This is a genomic window from Rhizobiaceae bacterium, assembly GCA_023953835.1.
Classification (GTDB): Bacteria; Pseudomonadota; Alphaproteobacteria; order Rhizobiales; family Rhizobiaceae; genus Mesorhizobium_G.
In genome coordinates this window covers 2,211,059-2,226,392 of the sequence record JAMLJB010000001.1, presented here as the reverse complement: position 1 = coordinate 2,226,392, position 15,334 = coordinate 2,211,059, and the positions used below count along the sequence as shown (strand labels likewise).

Here is a 15,334-nt window from a genome sequence, read left to right as displayed (position 1 = left end):
CGCCACGCCCGAGGCGGAAAGTGAATGCGCCACCATTACCCCATCCCGCCTTGATGGTGCTGTCACGCCAAAACGCTGCTGCGCTCCGGCGTGACAATTATTGTCCGGCAATTACTTCTTGGAGCGACGACGGAACAGAACATAGCCGCCAGCCACCGCAAGCGCCGGGAGACCAAGCCCGAGAACCGGCACCGGAGCGGAATGCGAACTGCCGCCCCCGCCATTGCCGCCCTTGGGTGGAAACAGGATACCCCCAGCATTTGCCGGTACTACATATGACAGGCCCAAGATGGCCGCACAGATCAGTGGTTTTGTAAATTTCACCTCGAACCCTTCCTGAGACATGGTAGCACGACTCCGGATTGTATTCGCGCGGGCGCGCGCAGGCAGCATATAAGAGGGTGTAACATGGCTTATGCATTGGGAGTAGTACAAAGCTGCCAGGCACGGACGCCCCACCCCCTCCAACTTGCTGAATTACTCCGCAAACTTTGTAGGAAATTCACAGATTTGGCAGATTATGCAGCAGATGCACAGAAGTTAAGGTCCTTTTGCCGGGTCATGGTCCTCTAAATCATTTGATCTGTACGCCGAACCGATTCTTAAAATCTGTTCTCCAATATGCAAAGGCCCCAAGCGGAGACGAGTATTTGCGCTTTTCCGCCGCAACCACTGCGGAACGTATCCTACCTTCGCGGCTGAGCGCCCTGGCACAACCGGGCCTCGCCCGTATCGATGCCGTTCTGTTTGCCGACGACGAGCGGGCCGCCGCCGGGCGCATGTCGCTGGCCGCCTTTTCCATCCGCGTCGTCAGCGCGGTCATCGCCCTCGTCATGCAGATCCTGATGGCGCGCTGGATGCAGAGCTTCGAATACGGGATCTTCGTGCTCGTCTGGACCACCATCATCATCGCGGGCTCGGTCGCCAGCTTCGGCTTCCACACCTCCGTGATTCGCTATGTCTCCGAATATCGCGAGCGAGGCATGCCATCCGAACTGAGGGGCATTCTTCTCACCAGCCGGTTGTTCACGCTTGTCGTGTCCTCGCTCCTCGCGGCGCTCGGCATTCTGGGCGTCTGGCTGTTGCGGCCCTGGATCGAGAGCTATTACGTCGTGCCGTTCTACCTGGCCATGATCTGCATGCCGATGGTGGCGCTCGGCGACGTGCTTCAAGGCATAGCGCGGGGAAATTCCTGGGCGTACTGGGCGCTTGGTCCCATCTACATCGTGCGCCCGACGCTGATCCTGCTGTTCATGGGCGGGGCAATCCTCGCCGGTTTTCCTGCCACCGCCGACACGGCGATGGTGGCAGCCATTCTCGCCACCTACGCAACCACGATCGGCCAGATGACGGGCATCGGGCTGAACCTCTCCCGCATCGTCGCGCCCGTCGGACCCTCGTTCAGGCTGCGGGAATGGATCACGGTCTCGCTGCCGATCTTCCTCGTCGAGGGTTTCTTCTTCCTGCTGACCAACATGGACGTGCTGATGGTCGGCTTCCTGATGGAGCCCCATGACGTGGCCGTCTACTTCGCCACGGTGAAGACGCTCGCGCTGGTGCATTTCGTCTATTTCGCCGTGAAGGCGGGCGCGGCGCAACGTTATGCCCAGTTCACCCATTCGAACCCGTCGCGCCTCGCGCAATTCGCGCGCGAAACCGTGTCCTGGACCTTCTGGCCTTCGCTTGCCCTTGCGCTGGTCGTGCTGGCGCTCGGCAGGCCGATGCTGATGCTGTTCGGCGCGGATTTTGTCGCGGGATACCCCCTGCTCTTCGTCCAGATGATCGGTGTGGTGGCGCGCGCCGCGGTCGGCCCCGCCGAAAGCCTGTTGACCATGAGCGGCAACCAGAATTCATGCGCGACCGTCTACGGTGCGACGCTCGCCCTGAACCTGACCCTGTGTTTCGTCCTGATTCCGGCGTTCGGCCTGTGGGGCGCGGCGATGGCGACTGCCCTGTCGATGATGTTCGAGGCGGCGGCGCTCTCCTGGACGGTGTGGCGGAAGCTCGGCGTGACAATGACCATTTTCCTCCCGGCGGTCGCGAAAGACGCAAGCGCATGAAGGCTTCGCCCATTCTGGAGGAGGTCGCGCGCAGTTCCGCCGGGCAGGACCGTGGCCGAACCGACTGGTACGTGCCGCCCGTTCTGGTCCAGCCGGACAGGTCGCCAAGACGTCTGGCGATCTATGCGGGACAATCCGGCTTCGACCTGATCGACGAGTTGCAGTTCCTCTGCGACAGGACGATCGAGCCGAACGTGTTTTTCAGCCCGCCCTTCCTGGCGCCCGCAATGCCGCGCGTGGAGGAGCGGGACGTGCGGCTGGCGGTCATTCGCGACGGCGCGCAAAGCAATGACCGGGTGCGCATGCTGCTACCCTTCACGGTGCAGCAACCGCCCGGCGGTATCGGACCGGGCATCATGCGCACATGGGCGCACGCCTTCGGCCTGCTCGGCACGCCGCTGATCGACCGCGACGACCCGGCGGGCGTTCTGGAGGACTTCCTCGCCATGATCGGCCGCGCGCATCTTGGCCTGCCCAAGGTGCTGGTGCTGCCGGACATCAAGCTGGACGGAGCCTTTGCGGGACTGCTGCGGACGCTGGCCGAGGCGAGCGCGCTGCCCTGGAATATCGTTTCTCGCGTCGAACGCCCGATGCTGGGCAGCCATCTGTCCGGCGACGACTATTTCCGCAAGGCGCTTCGCCCGCACCATCTGCGAGAGTTCAGGCGGCTGCGCAGACGTCTCGAAGAACAAGGCAAGGTGGAGCACACGGTGGCGCGCACACCGGAGGAGGTCCGCATCGCGATGGAAACCTTCCTTGCGCTGGAAGCGGCAGGCTGGAAGGGCAAGGGCCGCACCGCAATGGCAATCGACCGCTACGTCGCTGCATTCGCCCGCGAGGCGGTGCAAAACCTTGCCGAGCGCGGCATGTGCCGCGTTCACGCGCTGACCCTCGACGGCAAGGCCATCGCCTCGCTGATCGTGTTCATCGAGGCAGGTGTCGCCTATACGTGGAAAACCGCCTTCGACGAGGCATGGTCCGCATTCTCGCCCGGCACCCTTTTGATGATGGACGTCACGCGGCAGCATCTGGAAGATCCGAACATCGATGTCACGGATTCCTGCGCGGTGCCCGACCACCCGGTCATGAGCAGGCTCTGGTCCGAACGCCAGATGATCGGCACCATCGTGCTCGGCATCAGGCCGGAGGCCGATCGCGCCGCGCGGCAGGTGGCCGCGCAACTGCATCTCTATGACGAGACGCGCGCCATCGCGCGCGAGGTCAAGAAGCGGGTCAGGAAAGTCACGCGCCGATAGCGCTATTGGCGGCCCCAGCGCGGCACGGGACCTTCCGGGACCGGCTCCACCGCGCTTGTCTGTTCGAGTTGCACTGCCTTCGGCACCACGATCGCATGGTCGAAGAGCGGAACGCCGCGACGCCGCATGACAAGCACAAGCAGCGCGCCGGCGATGATGCCGCCGACATGGGCGGCGAAAGACACCTGCTCCTCGCCGCCCCACAGGAACATGCCGAACTGGAGCGCGACCCAGGCGGCGAGCGAAATCCATGCAGGAATGCGCAGCGGGATGCGCCCGAAGGCAAGCACCCAGACCTTCACGCGCGGGTGCAGCATCAGATAGGCAGCCACGATGCCGGCAATCGCGCCGGATGCGCCGATCAGCGGCGTCTGCGAATCCGGCGCGGCAAGGCCGTGCACCAGCGCGCCTGCCGCCGCGCACAGGAAATAGAACAGCAGGTAACGGAAATGGCCCAGCGCATCTTCGACATTGTCGCCGAAAACCCACAGGAACAGCATGTTGCCGCCGAGATGGAATATGTCGCCGTGCAGGAAGGAATAGGTGAGGTAGGTCAGGTCTTCCGGCACGATGGCGAAGTTCGGCGGCAGTTCGGCGATGTCGAACACGACGGACGGAATGTAGCCCAGCCCGAACACGGCCGCCTGAACGAACTCATCCGACTGGAAGTTGACCAGCAGGAACACCAGCACATTCGCGATAATCAGGCCGATGGTCACATATTGCGCCTTGATGTAGCGCAGGCTGTTCGCATCGTGCAGCGGAATGAACATCGCGCTCCGTCTATCTGTTCTGGCCGGGGACCCATAGCACGTCAGCATTGCCGTTGTCATTTGCGGCGCGGGCCGCCACGAACAGCAGGTCGGACACGCGGTTCATGTAACGCAGCGCCTGCGGGTTGACCTGTTCGCCGGGCTGCCGCGACAGCGCCACCATCAACCGCTCCGCGCGGCGCGCGACCGTGCGCGCCAGATGCAGCGCGGCGGCGGCAGGCGTTCCGCCGTTCAGCACGAATGAGCGCAGCGGCTGAAGATTGGCGTTCAGGCTGTCTATGTCCTTTTCGACCCGCTCCACCTGCGAGGCAACGATGCGCAGCGGCTCGTAATCGAGCGGCTTGCCCGTATCCGGCGTGCTGAGGTCGGCGCCGAGGTCGAACAGGTCGTTCTGGATGCGGCCGAGCATGCGGTCGATGTCGGGAAGAGCAGTGCCGAGATGCACCCGCGCCAGCCCGATGCAGGCATTCGCCTCATCGACCGTGCCGAACGCCTCGACGCGCAAATCGTCCTTGGGTCGTCGCGTGCCGTCGCCGAGGCCGGTCGTGCCGTCATCGCCGGTGCGCGTGTAGATCTTGTTCAGGCGGACCATCGAGAAACACTCTAGTTTCGCGTGGCCCAGACCGCCAGCAGGATGAACACCAGCGCGAAGAACTGGAGGACGACGCGCGCCTGCATCAGCTTGTTCGACGTGTTGCCCGAGCCGCCGCGCATCAGGTTGACCAGACCGCGAATGAGCACCGCCAGCACGGCAACCATGAAGATGATGGCGATGATGTTGAAAACTGAGGACATGGAGATTTCCTTGCTGTGCCCGACCACATGCCGGATGCCCGGCGGCGCGACTCCTGCTGACGTGATAGCGCCGTTTCGCACGCGCCGACAGGGTCTATGTCACAAAGGAACGCCTTCTTTCAGGGTTGCCAAGGCGGGCAAAGCCCACGCATATGTCGATGCGGCGGGGCGGGGTCGCGGTACCAAAGGGACTGGGAAGTGAATGCTGCGCAGGATCGTCGCCGTCAAGCGTGTCTTGTATGACGCACTTGGTCATTTCAACTACGACGACGGCTGGTCGATGGCGAGCCATCTCGCCATCAGCGCGCTCATGGCCTTGTTTCCGTTCCTTATTTTCGCGACCACGCTGGCCAGCTTCCTCGGCGCGCAGGCCTTCGCCGAAACGGCGGTGCACCTCGTATTCGACACCTGGCCGGAGCAGATCGCAGCACCCATCGCCAGCGAAGTGGTGAACGTGCTCACCGTGCAGCGTGGTGACCTTTTGACCTATGGCGCCGTGCTGGCGGCATTTTTCGCATCGAACGGCATCGAAGCGCTGCGCACCTCGCTCAATCGCGCCTATCGCGTCGTCGAGAACCGTTCATTCATCTGGCGGCGCCTGCAAAGCCTCGTCTTTGTGATGATCGCGACGATCAGCTTCGTCGCCATCAGCGTGCTGCTGGTTTTCGCGCCGATCCTCGTGCGCCTTGCTGAACAGAACTTCGAATGGATCAGGCCCTATCTCGGGACCATCACGATCTGGCGTTACGTCATTGCGTCTGTCGTCATCGTGGTCGGACTGGTCGCCGTCCATTTCTGGCTGCCGGCGGGCAAGCGCCGCTTCACCGAGATCGTGCCGGGCTTGATCTTCACGCTCGTCGGCTGGCTCGTCGGTTCCACCGTGTTCGCCACCTATCTCGACAATTTCTCGTCCTACGTCACGACCTATGCGGGGCTGGCCTCCATCATGATCGCCATCGTGTTCCTGTATATCGTTTCGGCGATCTTCATCCTCGGCGGCGAGCTGAACGCGTCCATCAGCCGCTTTCTGGAAGCGCGCGCGCGGGTACCTTCGCAGTGGTGAATCCGCCGCGCGTCGCAAGCGCCACACCGATCGTGGCGACCGCCATGCCGGCGATCTGTACCGGGGTCAGTGTCTCCCCGAACAGGTACCACGCGATCACCGCCGTGACCGACGGCACCAGATAGAACAGCGACGACACGCGCGCCATCTCGCCTTCGCGAATCATCCGCATCAGCAGGAAAATCGCGCCGATGGAGAGCACCAGCGTCAGCCAAAGCAGCGCGAACACCAGTTCGCCGTTCAGCGTGACGGTGCGCGTTTCGAACAGCGCGGAGCCGAGCGCCATCACCAGCGTCGCGCCGACATATTGCCACGCGGCGTTGCCCAGCAGGTCGACTCCCGCGCCGAACTTCTTCTGCCACACGGTGCCGGAACTGATGGCAAGCACCGCGACCGCGCTGGCCGTGAGCGTCGCCGTATTGATGCCCGCGCCGGTCACGCCGAGCTTCGGCCACAGCACCACGACGACACCGACGAGCCCGGTGGCAAGTCCCAGCCATTGGCGCGGCGCGATGCGCTCCTTCAGCAGCCATCCCGCCAGAACGGAAGTGACCAGCGGCTGCAATCCGGCGATCAGCGCCGAAATTCCGGCGGGCAGGCCCCTATGCACGGCCCAGAAGACGCCGCCGAGATAGACCCCGTGGATCAGCACGCCTGCAATGGCCGCCTGCCCCGCCTGCCGCCATGTCAGGCGGGTTCTGGACAGCGCCAGCGCCAGAATTGCAATGATCGCAAAGGCGAGCGCGAACCGCACCGCCAGAAAGGTGAAGGGCTCCGACCACGGCATCGCATAGCGCGCGCCCAGAAAGCCGGTTGCCCACAGCAGGACGAAGACGGGCGGAATGAAGCGAGCAGGCATTGGCGCGACCGATTGGAAAGGCTGGGGGACTAGGCCGAATTGCGCCCGACAGCAAAGGCAAAGAATTGAACCAGAGGTTCAGGAAAGCGAACAGATGTGTTTGGCCGGGGTGAGTTTGTGGAGATGTCAAAACCCCAGCATCGCCCTGATGTCCTCGGGCGTCCTGCCTGCCTCGCGCAGCGCGCGAAGGCCGGTGCTGCGTTCGGACTTGGACAGTTTGCGCCCGTCGGGCCCAAGGATCAGCCGGTGGTGATGATAGGCGGGCGCCTTGAAGCCGAGGAGCTTCTGCAACACACGCTGCACGGACGTGGCTTCATAAAGGTCGCGTCCACGCACGACATGCGTGATCCCTTGCAATGCGTCGTCGACGACGACCGAAAGATGATAGCTGGTGGGAACGTCGCTGCGGGCGATGACCACATCGCCCCAGCGTTGCGGCGCGGCGGGGATCATCTCATGCGCAGATACGTCGGAAGCGGAGAACTCCGTCCATTCCGTCCCGCCGACGACCGCGATGGCCTTCCCCATGTCCAGCCGCCACGAATAGGGTGCGCCCGATGCAAGGCGTGCGCGCCGCGTGGCTTCGCTCGCCTGCCGGTCGAGCGGCGGATAGAGCGGTGCGCCGTCGGGATCGCGCGGCCAGTCGCCCTCATGGCCGGTGACGAAGGCGCGAATTTCGCCCCGGCTCATGAAGGCGGGATAGACCAGCCCCTCTGAACGCAGGCGCGCCAAAGCTTCGACGTAGACATCGAAATGATCAGACTGCCGGCGCACGGGCCGTTCCCATTCGATGCCGAGCCAGCCGAGATCGCGATAGATGCCCTGCTCGAATTCCGGCGTGCAGCGCGCGGTATCGATATCCTCGATGCGCAGCAGCACGCGCCCGCCGCGCTCCCCGGCAAGCTTCGCATTCAGCAGCGCCGAATAGGCGTGGCCGAGATGCAACTCGCCATTCGGGCTGGGCGCGAAACGAAAGACCGGAACCATCATTGCTGCCAGAATCGGATTGTGCCGTGCGTTTGCCCGTTGATAGTGCAAGGGAGCAGCAACAGGGAAGCTTCATGCGCCGCATCGCGACACAGGAGGACATCGGCGAAGCGCTGGACGCATTGTGCAGGGCCGACGCCCGGCTGCGCGACGTGCGGACGATCGCGGGCGACATTCCGCTGCGCCGAAATCCGCCGGGCTTCGCGAGCATCGCCGCCGTGGTGGTGTCGCAGCAGGTGTCCACGGCCAGCGCCGCCGCGATCTTCGGGCGCTTCAGGCAATTGCTCGACCCGCTGACGCCGGAAGCCGTGCTGGCGGCAGGCGATCCGCTGTTCCGCGAAGCGGGTCTGTCCCGGCCGAAGCAGAAGGCCCTGCTCGCCATCGCAGGCGCGGTGCAGGGCGGACTGGACCTCGAAGCGGTCGCATTGCTCGACGGCGAACAGGCGATGGCGGCGCTCACCGCCATTCCCGGCATCGGGCCATGGACGGCTGAGGTCTACCTGCTGACCGCTGCCGGGCATCCCGACATCTTTCCCTCGAAGGACGTGGCGCTGCAGGCGGCGGTCCACCACGCGCTCGGGCTCGAATCACGTCCGACACATAAGGCATTGGAAGCGCTGGCCGAATCATGGTCGCCATGGCGGGCGGTCGCCGCAAGGCTGTTCTGGGCCTATTATCGCTCTACAAAAGGGCGTGACGGCCTGCTGACTGCACCGGAATCATCCAAAAACTGACGAATTTCGACATTCGGATGGGGTCCCGCGACACCGGGACGCTTCACAATCCCGTCATGTCGCGCATACATTGTGCCTGCCAGTGATTTGGGCGGAGGTGAACGAGTGACGATCGCCGTGTCTCCCGATGGGCTACCGGCTCTGGTGCTGAACGCGGACTACCGCCCGCTCAGCTACTATCCATTGTCGTTGTGGTCCTGGCAGGACGCAATCAAGGCCGTGTTCCTCGACCGGGTGAACATTGTCGCCGAATATGAGCATATGGTTTCCTCGCCGACCTTCGCGATGAAGCTGCCGAGCGTCGTGAGCCTGAAATCCTATGTGAAGCCCTCGCGCTATCCGGCGTTCACCCGTTTCAACGTGTTCCTGCGCGACCGCTTCCAGTGCCAGTACTGCGGTACGGATCAGGACCTCACATTCGACCATGTGATCCCACGGCGTTGCGGCGGCGCGACGACGTGGGACAATGTCGTCGCCGCATGTTCGCCCTGCAACCTGCGCAAGGGCGGTTTGCTTCCGGCCCATGCCAAGATGTGGCCGCGCCAGAAACCCTACCAGCCGACCGTTCACGACCTGCACAACAATGGCAGGCTTTTCCCGCCCAACTATCTGCATGAAAGCTGGATGGACTATCTCTACTGGGATGTCGAACTGGAGCCTTAGGCGTTCTTCGCTGCCGCACGCGCCGCGACCAGCATCAGCACGAAGCTCACCACAGCATTCCACCCGGCAAAGGACAGGCCGAGCACGCGCAGCGCCGCCGTGTCGCAGGACGGCGGTATGATGGTATTGATGGCATCCAGCACGCCCTTTCCGCCGGTTTCAACCGGAGCGACCGCGCCGCAATCGGTCGGGCCGGCCCACCAGCCCCATTCGACGCCCGCGTGCTTGACGCCGAGATAGAGGCTGTAGGCCATGATGGCCGCGCCGATCCACAGCAGCGCCCGCGTCAGCACCGGCGGCCAGCGCAGCCAGGCCGACAGCGCGGCCAGCAGCATCAGCGGCGCGCCGACATAATAGGGCGTGCGTTGCGCATAGCAGAGCTTGCAGGGGATGTAGCCGCCCAGATGCTGGAAGCCGAGCGCGGTGCCGACCGTGATCGCCATGGCGAGGGCGAGGAAAAGCGCGGCGCGCAGATGGATCGATGACGGCATGGACACGTATCCCGAATGGTCAGTGCAGATATTTGAAGGCGATGTAGAGCAAAATCACGGCAGCCGCCGCAAGGGCCGCAATGGTTCCGAGCCTTTGCTCGATGAAGTGCCGAATCGGCTCGCCATAGGTCTTGAGCAGCCAGGCCAGCGCGAAAAAGCGCGCCCCGCGCGCGACAATGGCCAGCAGGATGAACAGCCAGAGATTGACGCCGACGACCCCCGACAGGATGGTCACGACCTTGATGGGCGGCAGATGCGCAAGCCCCGAGGTAGCGAGCAGGATGATGATGAGCCCGATGCCTGTCGAGTTCTTCAGTGCTTCGAACTCGTCGAGCTTGCCGTAGAATTCAAGAATGGGCTTTGCCAACCCCTCATAGGCATAGTGTCCGAGAAACCAGCCCGCGATGCCGCCCAGCACCGATGCGACCGTCGCAACGAGCGCATAGCGATAGGCTCGGTCGGGCCGCGAGAGCGCCATCGGCAGGTAAAGCACGTCGGCGGGAACGAGAAAGACTGAGCTTTCGACGAAGGCGATGATGGCCAGCCACCATTCCGCCGATTTGCGCGCCGCAAGCGACAGCGTCCAGTCATAGAGTTTGCGAAGCATTGCCCGTCCGGAATTGGCCTTGGCGCGTGTCTAGAGAGATTTTCGCGGCGGAGCAATGCACGCACGGCACGCATGGCGTCAATGCCGCGTGATCGGATTCGCCGAGAGCGCAGTTGACGAGGAAAGCCGCCTTCGTGTACTGCCCCTGCCGTCCGGTGCAATTCGCATCGTGGGCCCCTATGGCGGAACTGGTAGACGCGTCCGACTCAAAATCGGATTCCGCAAGGAGTGCTGGTTCGATTCCGGCTAGGGGCACCATTTCGCTTACAGGCGGTGATGCTCGAAAAACGCGACAGCTACGATGCGCTCATCCGGGACTTCCGCTGGAGGATTCCGGAGCGTTTCAACATCGGCGTCGCGGTGTCCGACCGCTGGGCCGCAATCGACCCGGATCGCGTCGCCATCCATGCCTTCGATGCTGGGGATGGAAAATCCACGCTGACATTCGGGGAACTTGCACGGCAATCCGACGCGCTTGGACTGGGCCTGCGCGGGCTTGGGATCGGCGCGGGCGACCGCGTGGCGCTGCTGCTGCCGCAATCCTTCGAGGCGGCAATCGGCCATGTGGCGATCTACAAGATTGGCGCGGTGGCCGTTCCCCTTGCCCTTTTGTTCGGCGTCGAAGCGCTGGAATACAGGCTGAAAGCCTGCGGCGCGAAGGCCGTCATCACCAATGCAGGCGGCGCAGCCACGCTCGCTGCGATCCGTGGCGCACTGCCGGAACTGGCGCATGTCGTCGTGACGGAAGCGGTTGATCCGGGAGCGGGCCTGCTGCCCTTTCACGAACTGGCTGCGCGGGCGGACAGATTCCAGCCGGTCGAGACCGGCCCCGACGATCCGGCGCTGATGATCTTCACCTCGGGCACGACCGGCCCGCCGAAGGGCGCCTTGCACGGCCATCGCGTGCTGCTCGGGCACCTGCCGGGCTTCGAGATGGCCTATCAGTTTCCGCCACAGGCCGACGATGTGATGTGGACGCCGGCGGACTGGGCATGGGCAGGCGGGTTGCTGAACGCCATGCTGCCCGCGCTCTATCTTGGCATTCCGGTCGTCGCGGGACGCTTCGAGCGGTTCAATCCGCGCACCGCGTTCGATCTCATGGAGCGCATGGGCGTGACGCTGGCGTTCCTGCCGCCGACGGCGCTGCGCATGATGAAAGGCTCCGGCGAGAGCGCGAAGAGACGAGCCTTGCGGCTTCGCGCCGTCATGTCGGCAGGCGAGCAGCTTGGCCGCGAAACCTATGAATGGGCCGAACAGGAATTCGGGCTGACGGTCAACGAGTTCTACGGGCAGACGGAATGCAATCTGGTGATCGGCTCCTGCGCCGCGCTGGGTGCGGCGAAGGCCGGTGCGACGGGCCGCGCGGTGCCGGGGCACGTGGTCGAGATCATCGACGCGAAGGGCAATGTGCTGCCGCAGGGCGAGGTCGGGCAGATCGCGGTCCGGCGGCCCGATCCGGTCATGTTCCTCGGCTACTGGCAGGACGCCGCGGCGACGGAGAAGAAGTTCCTCGGCGACCGGATGCTGACCGGCGACCAGGGCCATGTCGACAATGACGGTTTCATCCATTTCTTCGGGCGCGACGACGATGTGATCACCTCTGCGGGTTACCGCATCGGGCCGGGCGAGATCGAGGATTGCCTCGTCGGGCACCCGGAGGTGGCGCTGGCCGCCGCCGTTGGCAAGCCCGATTCCGTGCGCACCGAGATCGTCAAGGCCTATGTGGTGCCGAAGCCGGGCGTCGAGCCGTCCGAGGAGCTGGCGCGCCGCATCCAGCTCTGGGTGCGTAGCCGCCTGTCGGCGCACGAATATCCGCGCGAGATCGAGTTCGTGGACAGCGTTCCCTTGACCACATCCGGCAAGGTGATCCGCCGCATTTTCCGCGAACGCGCCAAGCTGGAAGCGCAGGGCAAAACCGCAGCCGGCAACTGATGCGGATGCGGAAAATTCAACCGATTTTGGTCGATGTTGTGATATTGACGCAGGTAGCCGGTCAAACTAGGGTCCGCCCGCTTTCGAGCCATCCGCCCGGCGATGCGGGCGTCCAGCGAATGACAGCGACATGAACGGCGCCAAAATGTCGGCAATCGGCAAGTTTCAAGGCTGGTGCGGTGATATTTGCCGCGAAGTCCCGAGAAGAGGTGATTGAAAGATGAAGGTACTCGTCCCGGTCAAGCGGGTTGTGGATGCGAACGTGAAGGTCCGGGTGAAATCGGACGGGTCGGCGGTTGAGCTTGCCAATGTGAAGATGGCGATGAACCCGTTCGACGAAATCGCCGTTGAAGAGGCGATCCGCATGAAGGAAGCCGGCAAGGCGGAGGAAATCGTGGTGGTCTCCATCGGCCCCGCGCAGGCTGCCGAAACGCTGCGCACCGCGCTTGCGATGGGTGCGGACCGCGCCATTCTGGTCAAGACCGACGAGACGGCGGAGCCGCTCGGCGTCGCCAAGGTGTTGAAAGGCGTGGTCGATGCCGAGAAGCCGGGCATGGTGATCCTCGGCAAGCAGGCCATCGACGACGATTCCAACCAGACCGGCCAGATGCTGGCGGCACTTCTCGGCTGGGCGCAGGGAACGTTCGCCTCCAAGATCGAGTTTGCCGGCGACAAGGCGAAGGTCACGCGCGAGGTCGACGGCGGCCTGCAGACCGTCGAACTCAAGCTGCCCGCCATCGTGACGGTAGACCTGCGGCTGAACCAGCCGCGCTATGCCTCGCTGCCGAACATCATGAAGGCGAAGAAGAAGCCGCTGGACGAGAAGTCCCCGGCGGATTTCGGGGCCGACCTCAAGCCGCGCCTCAAGGTGCTCAAGACCGAGGAACCGGGCGGCCGCAAGGCGGGCGTCAAGGTCAAGGACGTGGCCGAGCTGGTATCCAGCCTCAAGGCGGCAGGCGTGCTGTAAGCGAGCGATAGAAAGGAACAAGACAATGGCAATTCTTCTCATCGCCGAACATGACAATGCCTCGCTGTCCGACCAGACCGCGAAGGCGCTTTCCGCCGCGCTCAAGATCGGCTCAGATGTCGATGTGCTGGTTGCTGGCAAGGGTGCGAAGGGCGCTGCCGACGCCGCCGCGAAGCTGAAAGGCGTTCGCAAGGTTCTGCTGGCGGAGGCGGACGAACTGGCCGAGCGGCTGGCCGAACCGACAGCCGACCTCGTCGTCTCGCTGGCGGGCGACTATGACACGATCGTCGCGCCCGCCACCACCAGCGGCAAGAACGTGCTGCCGCGCGTGGCCGCGCTGCTCGACGTGATGCAGGTTTCGGAGATCGTCGAGGTCGTCTCGCCGGACACGTTCAAGCGCCCGATCTATGCCGGCAACGCCATCCAGACGGTGCAGGCGACCGATGCGAAAAAGGTCATCACGGTGCGCACCGCCTCCTTCCAGGCGGCGGGAGACGGCGGTTCGGCCAAGGTCGAGACGGTGAAGGCGGCAGCCAATCCGGGTCTCTCCACCTTCGTCGAGAACAAGCTTTCGGAAAGCGACCGGCCCGAGCTGACATCGGCCAAGATCATCATTTCCGGCGGTCGCGCGCTCGGCTCCTCGGAAAAGTTCCAGGAAGTCATCCTGCCGGTGGCCGACAAGCTGGGTGCAGCCGTTGGTGCTTCACGCGCAGCGGTCGACGCCGGGTATGCGCCGAACGACTGGCAGGTCGGACAGACCGGCAAGGTTGTGGCGCCCGATCTTTACATCGCCTGCGGCATTTCCGGTGCGATCCAGCATCTTGCGGGCATGAAGGACTCCAAGGTCATCGTCGCCATCAACAAGGACGAGGAAGCGCCGATCTTCCAGGTGGCCGACTACGGCATCGTGGGCGACCTGTTCGTGATCCTGCCGGAGTTGCAGAAGGCGCTTTGACTTTCGGTCAGCGACACGCAAAATTTAGCGGGCCGGGGTGGACGAAAGCCACCCCGGCCTATTAGTTTGCGCTGCAACAGAAACTCATTTCACCATCCGGCGGGTATCGGAAATGACGAAAATCAAGACGGTCGGCATCATCGGTGCGGGCCAGATGGGTGGCGGGATCGCCCATGTGTCCGCGCTCGCGGGCTATGACGTCCTGCTCTACGATATTTCGCCCGACCGCATCGAGAACGGCATCGCGACCATAAACGGCAACCTCGCCCGCCAGGTCTCGTCCGGCAAGCTGGACGACAAGACGCGCAAGGAAGCGCTGTCGCGAATTTCGCCCGCGCCCGCGATGGCCGATCTGGCCGGCGCGGACATCGTCATCGAGGCCGCGACGGAAAACGAAGAGGTGAAGCGCAAGATCTTTCAGGAATTGTGCCCCCAGCTCAATCCGGAAGCGATACTGGCGACGAACACCTCGTCCATTTCGATCACCCGGCTGGCGGCGCAGACCGACCGCGCCGAGCGCTTCATCGGCATCCACTTCATGAACCCTGTCCCGGTGATGAAGCTGGTGGAACTGGTGCGCGGCATCGCAACCGAAGACCCGACCTTCGAGGCGGCGAAGGAATTCGTGCACCGGCTCGACAAGACGGTCACGCTTTCCGAGGATTTCCCGGCTTTCATCGTCAACCGCATTCTGCTGCCGATGATCAACGAGGCGATCTACACGCTCTATGAGGGCGTCGGCACCGTGGAAGCTATCGACACCGCCATGAAGCTTGGCGCGAACCATCCGATGGGGCCGCTCCAGCTTGCGGATTTCATCGGGCTGGATACATGCCTTTCCATCATGCAGGTACTGCATGACGGCCTGTCCGACTCCAAATACCGCCCCTGCCCTCTGCTGGTGAAATATGTCGAGGCCGGGTGGCTCGGACGCAAGGCCGGACGCGGCTTCTACGACTATCGCGGCGAACATCCGGTCCCGACACGGTGAACAGCGGACAAGTGTATTTGAACAGTGAGCGTGGCGATGTTCGCGCTGCCCCTCACCCTTACCCTCTCCCCGTGAAAGACGGGGCGAGGGGGACACAAGCGTTGGGGATTGTCTCCCTTCTCCCCGTCACGACGGGGAGAAGGTGCCGGCAGGCGGATGAGGGGCTGTCCGCGCAGCGCCCCGTACTGCGGAGGACCTCGA

General features: G+C 63.7%; 16 protein-coding genes and 1 tRNA gene. 10 read left to right on the top strand and 7 right to left on the bottom strand.

The features are described 5' to 3' along the window. Positions 1 to 650: 650 nt before the first annotated feature. The gene (locus M9924_10545; GenBank protein ID MCO5064846.1) at positions 651 to 2,060 is read left to right on the top strand and encodes a lipopolysaccharide biosynthesis protein; all 1,410 of its coding nucleotides are present in this window, start codon (positions 651 to 653) and stop codon (positions 2,058 to 2,060) included. After that, positions 2,057 to 3,316 (top strand): GNAT family N-acetyltransferase, encoded by a 1,260-nt coding sequence (locus tag M9924_10540; protein ID MCO5064845.1) that lies wholly within the window; start codon positions 2,057 to 2,059, stop codon positions 3,314 to 3,316. The genes M9924_10545 and M9924_10540 overlap by 4 nt, the downstream gene beginning before the upstream one ends. 2 nt (positions 3,317 to 3,318) lie before the next feature. Here the strand turns inward: M9924_10540 and M9924_10535 are convergent, their stop codons facing one another. From M9924_10535 to M9924_10525, 3 genes are read right to left on the bottom strand one after another with little or no spacing between them, the layout of a single operon-like run. Beyond that, positions 3,319 to 4,089 (bottom strand): rhomboid family intramembrane serine protease, encoded by a 771-nt coding sequence (locus M9924_10535; protein MCO5064844.1) that lies wholly within the window; start codon positions 4,087 to 4,089, stop codon positions 3,319 to 3,321. Between the two features lie 10 nt (positions 4,090 to 4,099). Then, entirely contained in the window at positions 4,100 to 4,681 is a 582-nt protein-coding gene (locus M9924_10530; GenBank protein MCO5064843.1) for a cob(I)yrinic acid a,c-diamide adenosyltransferase, read from the bottom strand. Between the two features lie 11 nt (positions 4,682 to 4,692). Continuing rightward, complete coding sequence (locus M9924_10525) at positions 4,693 to 4,884, bottom strand: twin transmembrane helix small protein (GenBank protein MCO5064842.1); 192 nt, start codon at positions 4,882 to 4,884, stop codon at positions 4,693 to 4,695. A 202-nt stretch (positions 4,885 to 5,086) separates the two neighbouring features. On the opposite strand from M9924_10525, the gene M9924_10520 reads away from it, so the two are divergent. Beyond that, positions 5,087 to 5,947, top strand: coding sequence for a YihY/virulence factor BrkB family protein (locus M9924_10520; protein MCO5064841.1), 861 nt, complete (start codon positions 5,087 to 5,089; stop codon positions 5,945 to 5,947). Here M9924_10520 and M9924_10515 read toward each other — a convergent pair. Together M9924_10515 and gluQRS are read right to left on the bottom strand one after the other, a co-directional pair. Continuing rightward, positions 5,901 to 6,806, bottom strand: a complete 906-nt coding sequence (locus tag M9924_10515; protein MCO5064840.1) for a DMT family transporter — start codon at positions 6,804 to 6,806, stop codon at positions 5,901 to 5,903. The genes M9924_10520 and M9924_10515 overlap by 47 nt on opposite strands. A gap of 126 nt (positions 6,807 to 6,932) precedes the next feature. Beyond that, positions 6,933 to 7,796 carry a tRNA glutamyl-Q(34) synthetase GluQRS gene (gluQRS, locus tag M9924_10510; protein MCO5064839.1) on the bottom strand — a complete coding sequence of 288 codons (864 nt, stop codon included), beginning with the start codon at positions 7,794 to 7,796 and terminating at the stop codon, positions 6,933 to 6,935. A 71-nt stretch (positions 7,797 to 7,867) separates the two neighbouring features. Here gluQRS and M9924_10505 point away from each other — a divergent pair, with 71 nt between their 5' ends. Further along, a complete protein-coding gene (locus tag M9924_10505) occupies positions 7,868 to 8,527 on the top strand; it encodes a DNA-3-methyladenine glycosylase (GenBank protein ID MCO5064838.1) in 660 nt (219 codons plus the stop codon). A 105-nt stretch (positions 8,528 to 8,632) separates the two neighbouring features. After that, positions 8,633 to 9,190 (top strand): HNH endonuclease, encoded by a 558-nt coding sequence (locus M9924_10500; protein ID MCO5064837.1) that lies wholly within the window; start codon positions 8,633 to 8,635, stop codon positions 9,188 to 9,190. Here M9924_10500 and M9924_10495 read toward each other — a convergent pair. Both M9924_10495 and M9924_10490 read right to left on the bottom strand, forming a co-directional pair. Further along, the gene (locus tag M9924_10495) at positions 9,187 to 9,681 is read right to left on the bottom strand and encodes a disulfide bond formation protein B (protein MCO5064836.1); all 495 of its coding nucleotides are present in this window, start codon (positions 9,679 to 9,681) and stop codon (positions 9,187 to 9,189) included. The two genes, M9924_10500 and M9924_10495, sit on opposite strands and share 4 nt — an antisense overlap. A gap of 19 nt (positions 9,682 to 9,700) precedes the next feature. Next, positions 9,701 to 10,288, bottom strand: a complete 588-nt coding sequence (locus M9924_10490; GenBank protein ID MCO5064835.1) for a DedA family protein — start codon at positions 10,286 to 10,288, stop codon at positions 9,701 to 9,703. Positions 10,289 to 10,461: 173 nt separating this feature from the next. Between M9924_10490 and M9924_10485 the strand changes: the two genes are divergently transcribed. The 5 genes from M9924_10485 (at position 10,462) to M9924_10465 (ending at position 15,133) form a co-directional block, all read left to right on the top strand. Further along, positions 10,462 to 10,546, top strand: a tRNA-Leu gene (locus M9924_10485). 18 nt (positions 10,547 to 10,564) lie between these two features. Continuing rightward, positions 10,565 to 12,220 (top strand): AMP-binding protein, encoded by a 1,656-nt coding sequence (locus tag M9924_10480; protein MCO5064834.1) that lies wholly within the window; start codon positions 10,565 to 10,567, stop codon positions 12,218 to 12,220. Positions 12,221 to 12,440: 220 nt separating this feature from the next. Then, entirely contained in the window at positions 12,441 to 13,187 is a 747-nt protein-coding gene (locus M9924_10475) for an electron transfer flavoprotein subunit beta/FixA family protein (GenBank protein MCO5064833.1), read from the top strand. A 25-nt stretch (positions 13,188 to 13,212) separates the two neighbouring features. After that, entirely contained in the window at positions 13,213 to 14,142 is a 930-nt protein-coding gene (locus M9924_10470) for an electron transfer flavoprotein subunit alpha/FixB family protein (protein MCO5064832.1), read from the top strand. Positions 14,143 to 14,254: 112 nt separating this feature from the next. Further along, positions 14,255 to 15,133: a 3-hydroxybutyryl-CoA dehydrogenase gene (locus M9924_10465; protein ID MCO5064831.1), complete on the top strand. Its 879-nt coding sequence runs from the start codon at positions 14,255 to 14,257 to the stop codon at positions 15,131 to 15,133. Positions 15,134 to 15,334: the final 201 nt, after the last annotated feature.

Coding starts and splice junctions, on each gene's coding strand:
- M9924_10540 (MCO5064845.1), top strand. CDS start 2,057: ATGAAGGCTTCGCCCATTCTGGAGGAGGTCGCGCGCAGTTCCGCCGGG.
- M9924_10480 (MCO5064834.1), top strand. CDS start 10,565: ATGCTCGAAAAACGCGACAGCTACGATGCGCTCATCCGGGACTTCCGC.
- gluQRS (MCO5064839.1), bottom strand. CDS start 7,796: ATGATGGTTCCGGTCTTTCGTTTCGCGCCCAGCCCGAATGGCGAGTTG.
- M9924_10495 (MCO5064836.1), bottom strand. CDS start 9,681: ATGCCGTCATCGATCCATCTGCGCGCCGCGCTTTTCCTCGCCCTCGCC.
- M9924_10520 (MCO5064841.1), top strand. CDS start 5,087: ATGCTGCGCAGGATCGTCGCCGTCAAGCGTGTCTTGTATGACGCACTT.
- M9924_10470 (MCO5064832.1), top strand. CDS start 13,213: ATGGCAATTCTTCTCATCGCCGAACATGACAATGCCTCGCTGTCCGAC.
- M9924_10535 (MCO5064844.1), bottom strand. CDS start 4,089: ATGTTCATTCCGCTGCACGATGCGAACAGCCTGCGCTACATCAAGGCG.
- M9924_10515 (MCO5064840.1), bottom strand. CDS start 6,806: ATGCCTGCTCGCTTCATTCCGCCCGTCTTCGTCCTGCTGTGGGCAACC.
- M9924_10505 (MCO5064838.1), top strand. CDS start 7,868: ATGCGCCGCATCGCGACACAGGAGGACATCGGCGAAGCGCTGGACGCA.
- M9924_10465 (MCO5064831.1), top strand. CDS start 14,255: ATGACGAAAATCAAGACGGTCGGCATCATCGGTGCGGGCCAGATGGGT.
- M9924_10530 (MCO5064843.1), bottom strand. CDS start 4,681: ATGGTCCGCCTGAACAAGATCTACACGCGCACCGGCGATGACGGCACG.
- M9924_10525 (MCO5064842.1), bottom strand. CDS start 4,884: ATGTCCTCAGTTTTCAACATCATCGCCATCATCTTCATGGTTGCCGTG.
- M9924_10490 (MCO5064835.1), bottom strand. CDS start 10,288: ATGCTTCGCAAACTCTATGACTGGACGCTGTCGCTTGCGGCGCGCAAA.
- M9924_10475 (MCO5064833.1), top strand. CDS start 12,441: ATGAAGGTACTCGTCCCGGTCAAGCGGGTTGTGGATGCGAACGTGAAG.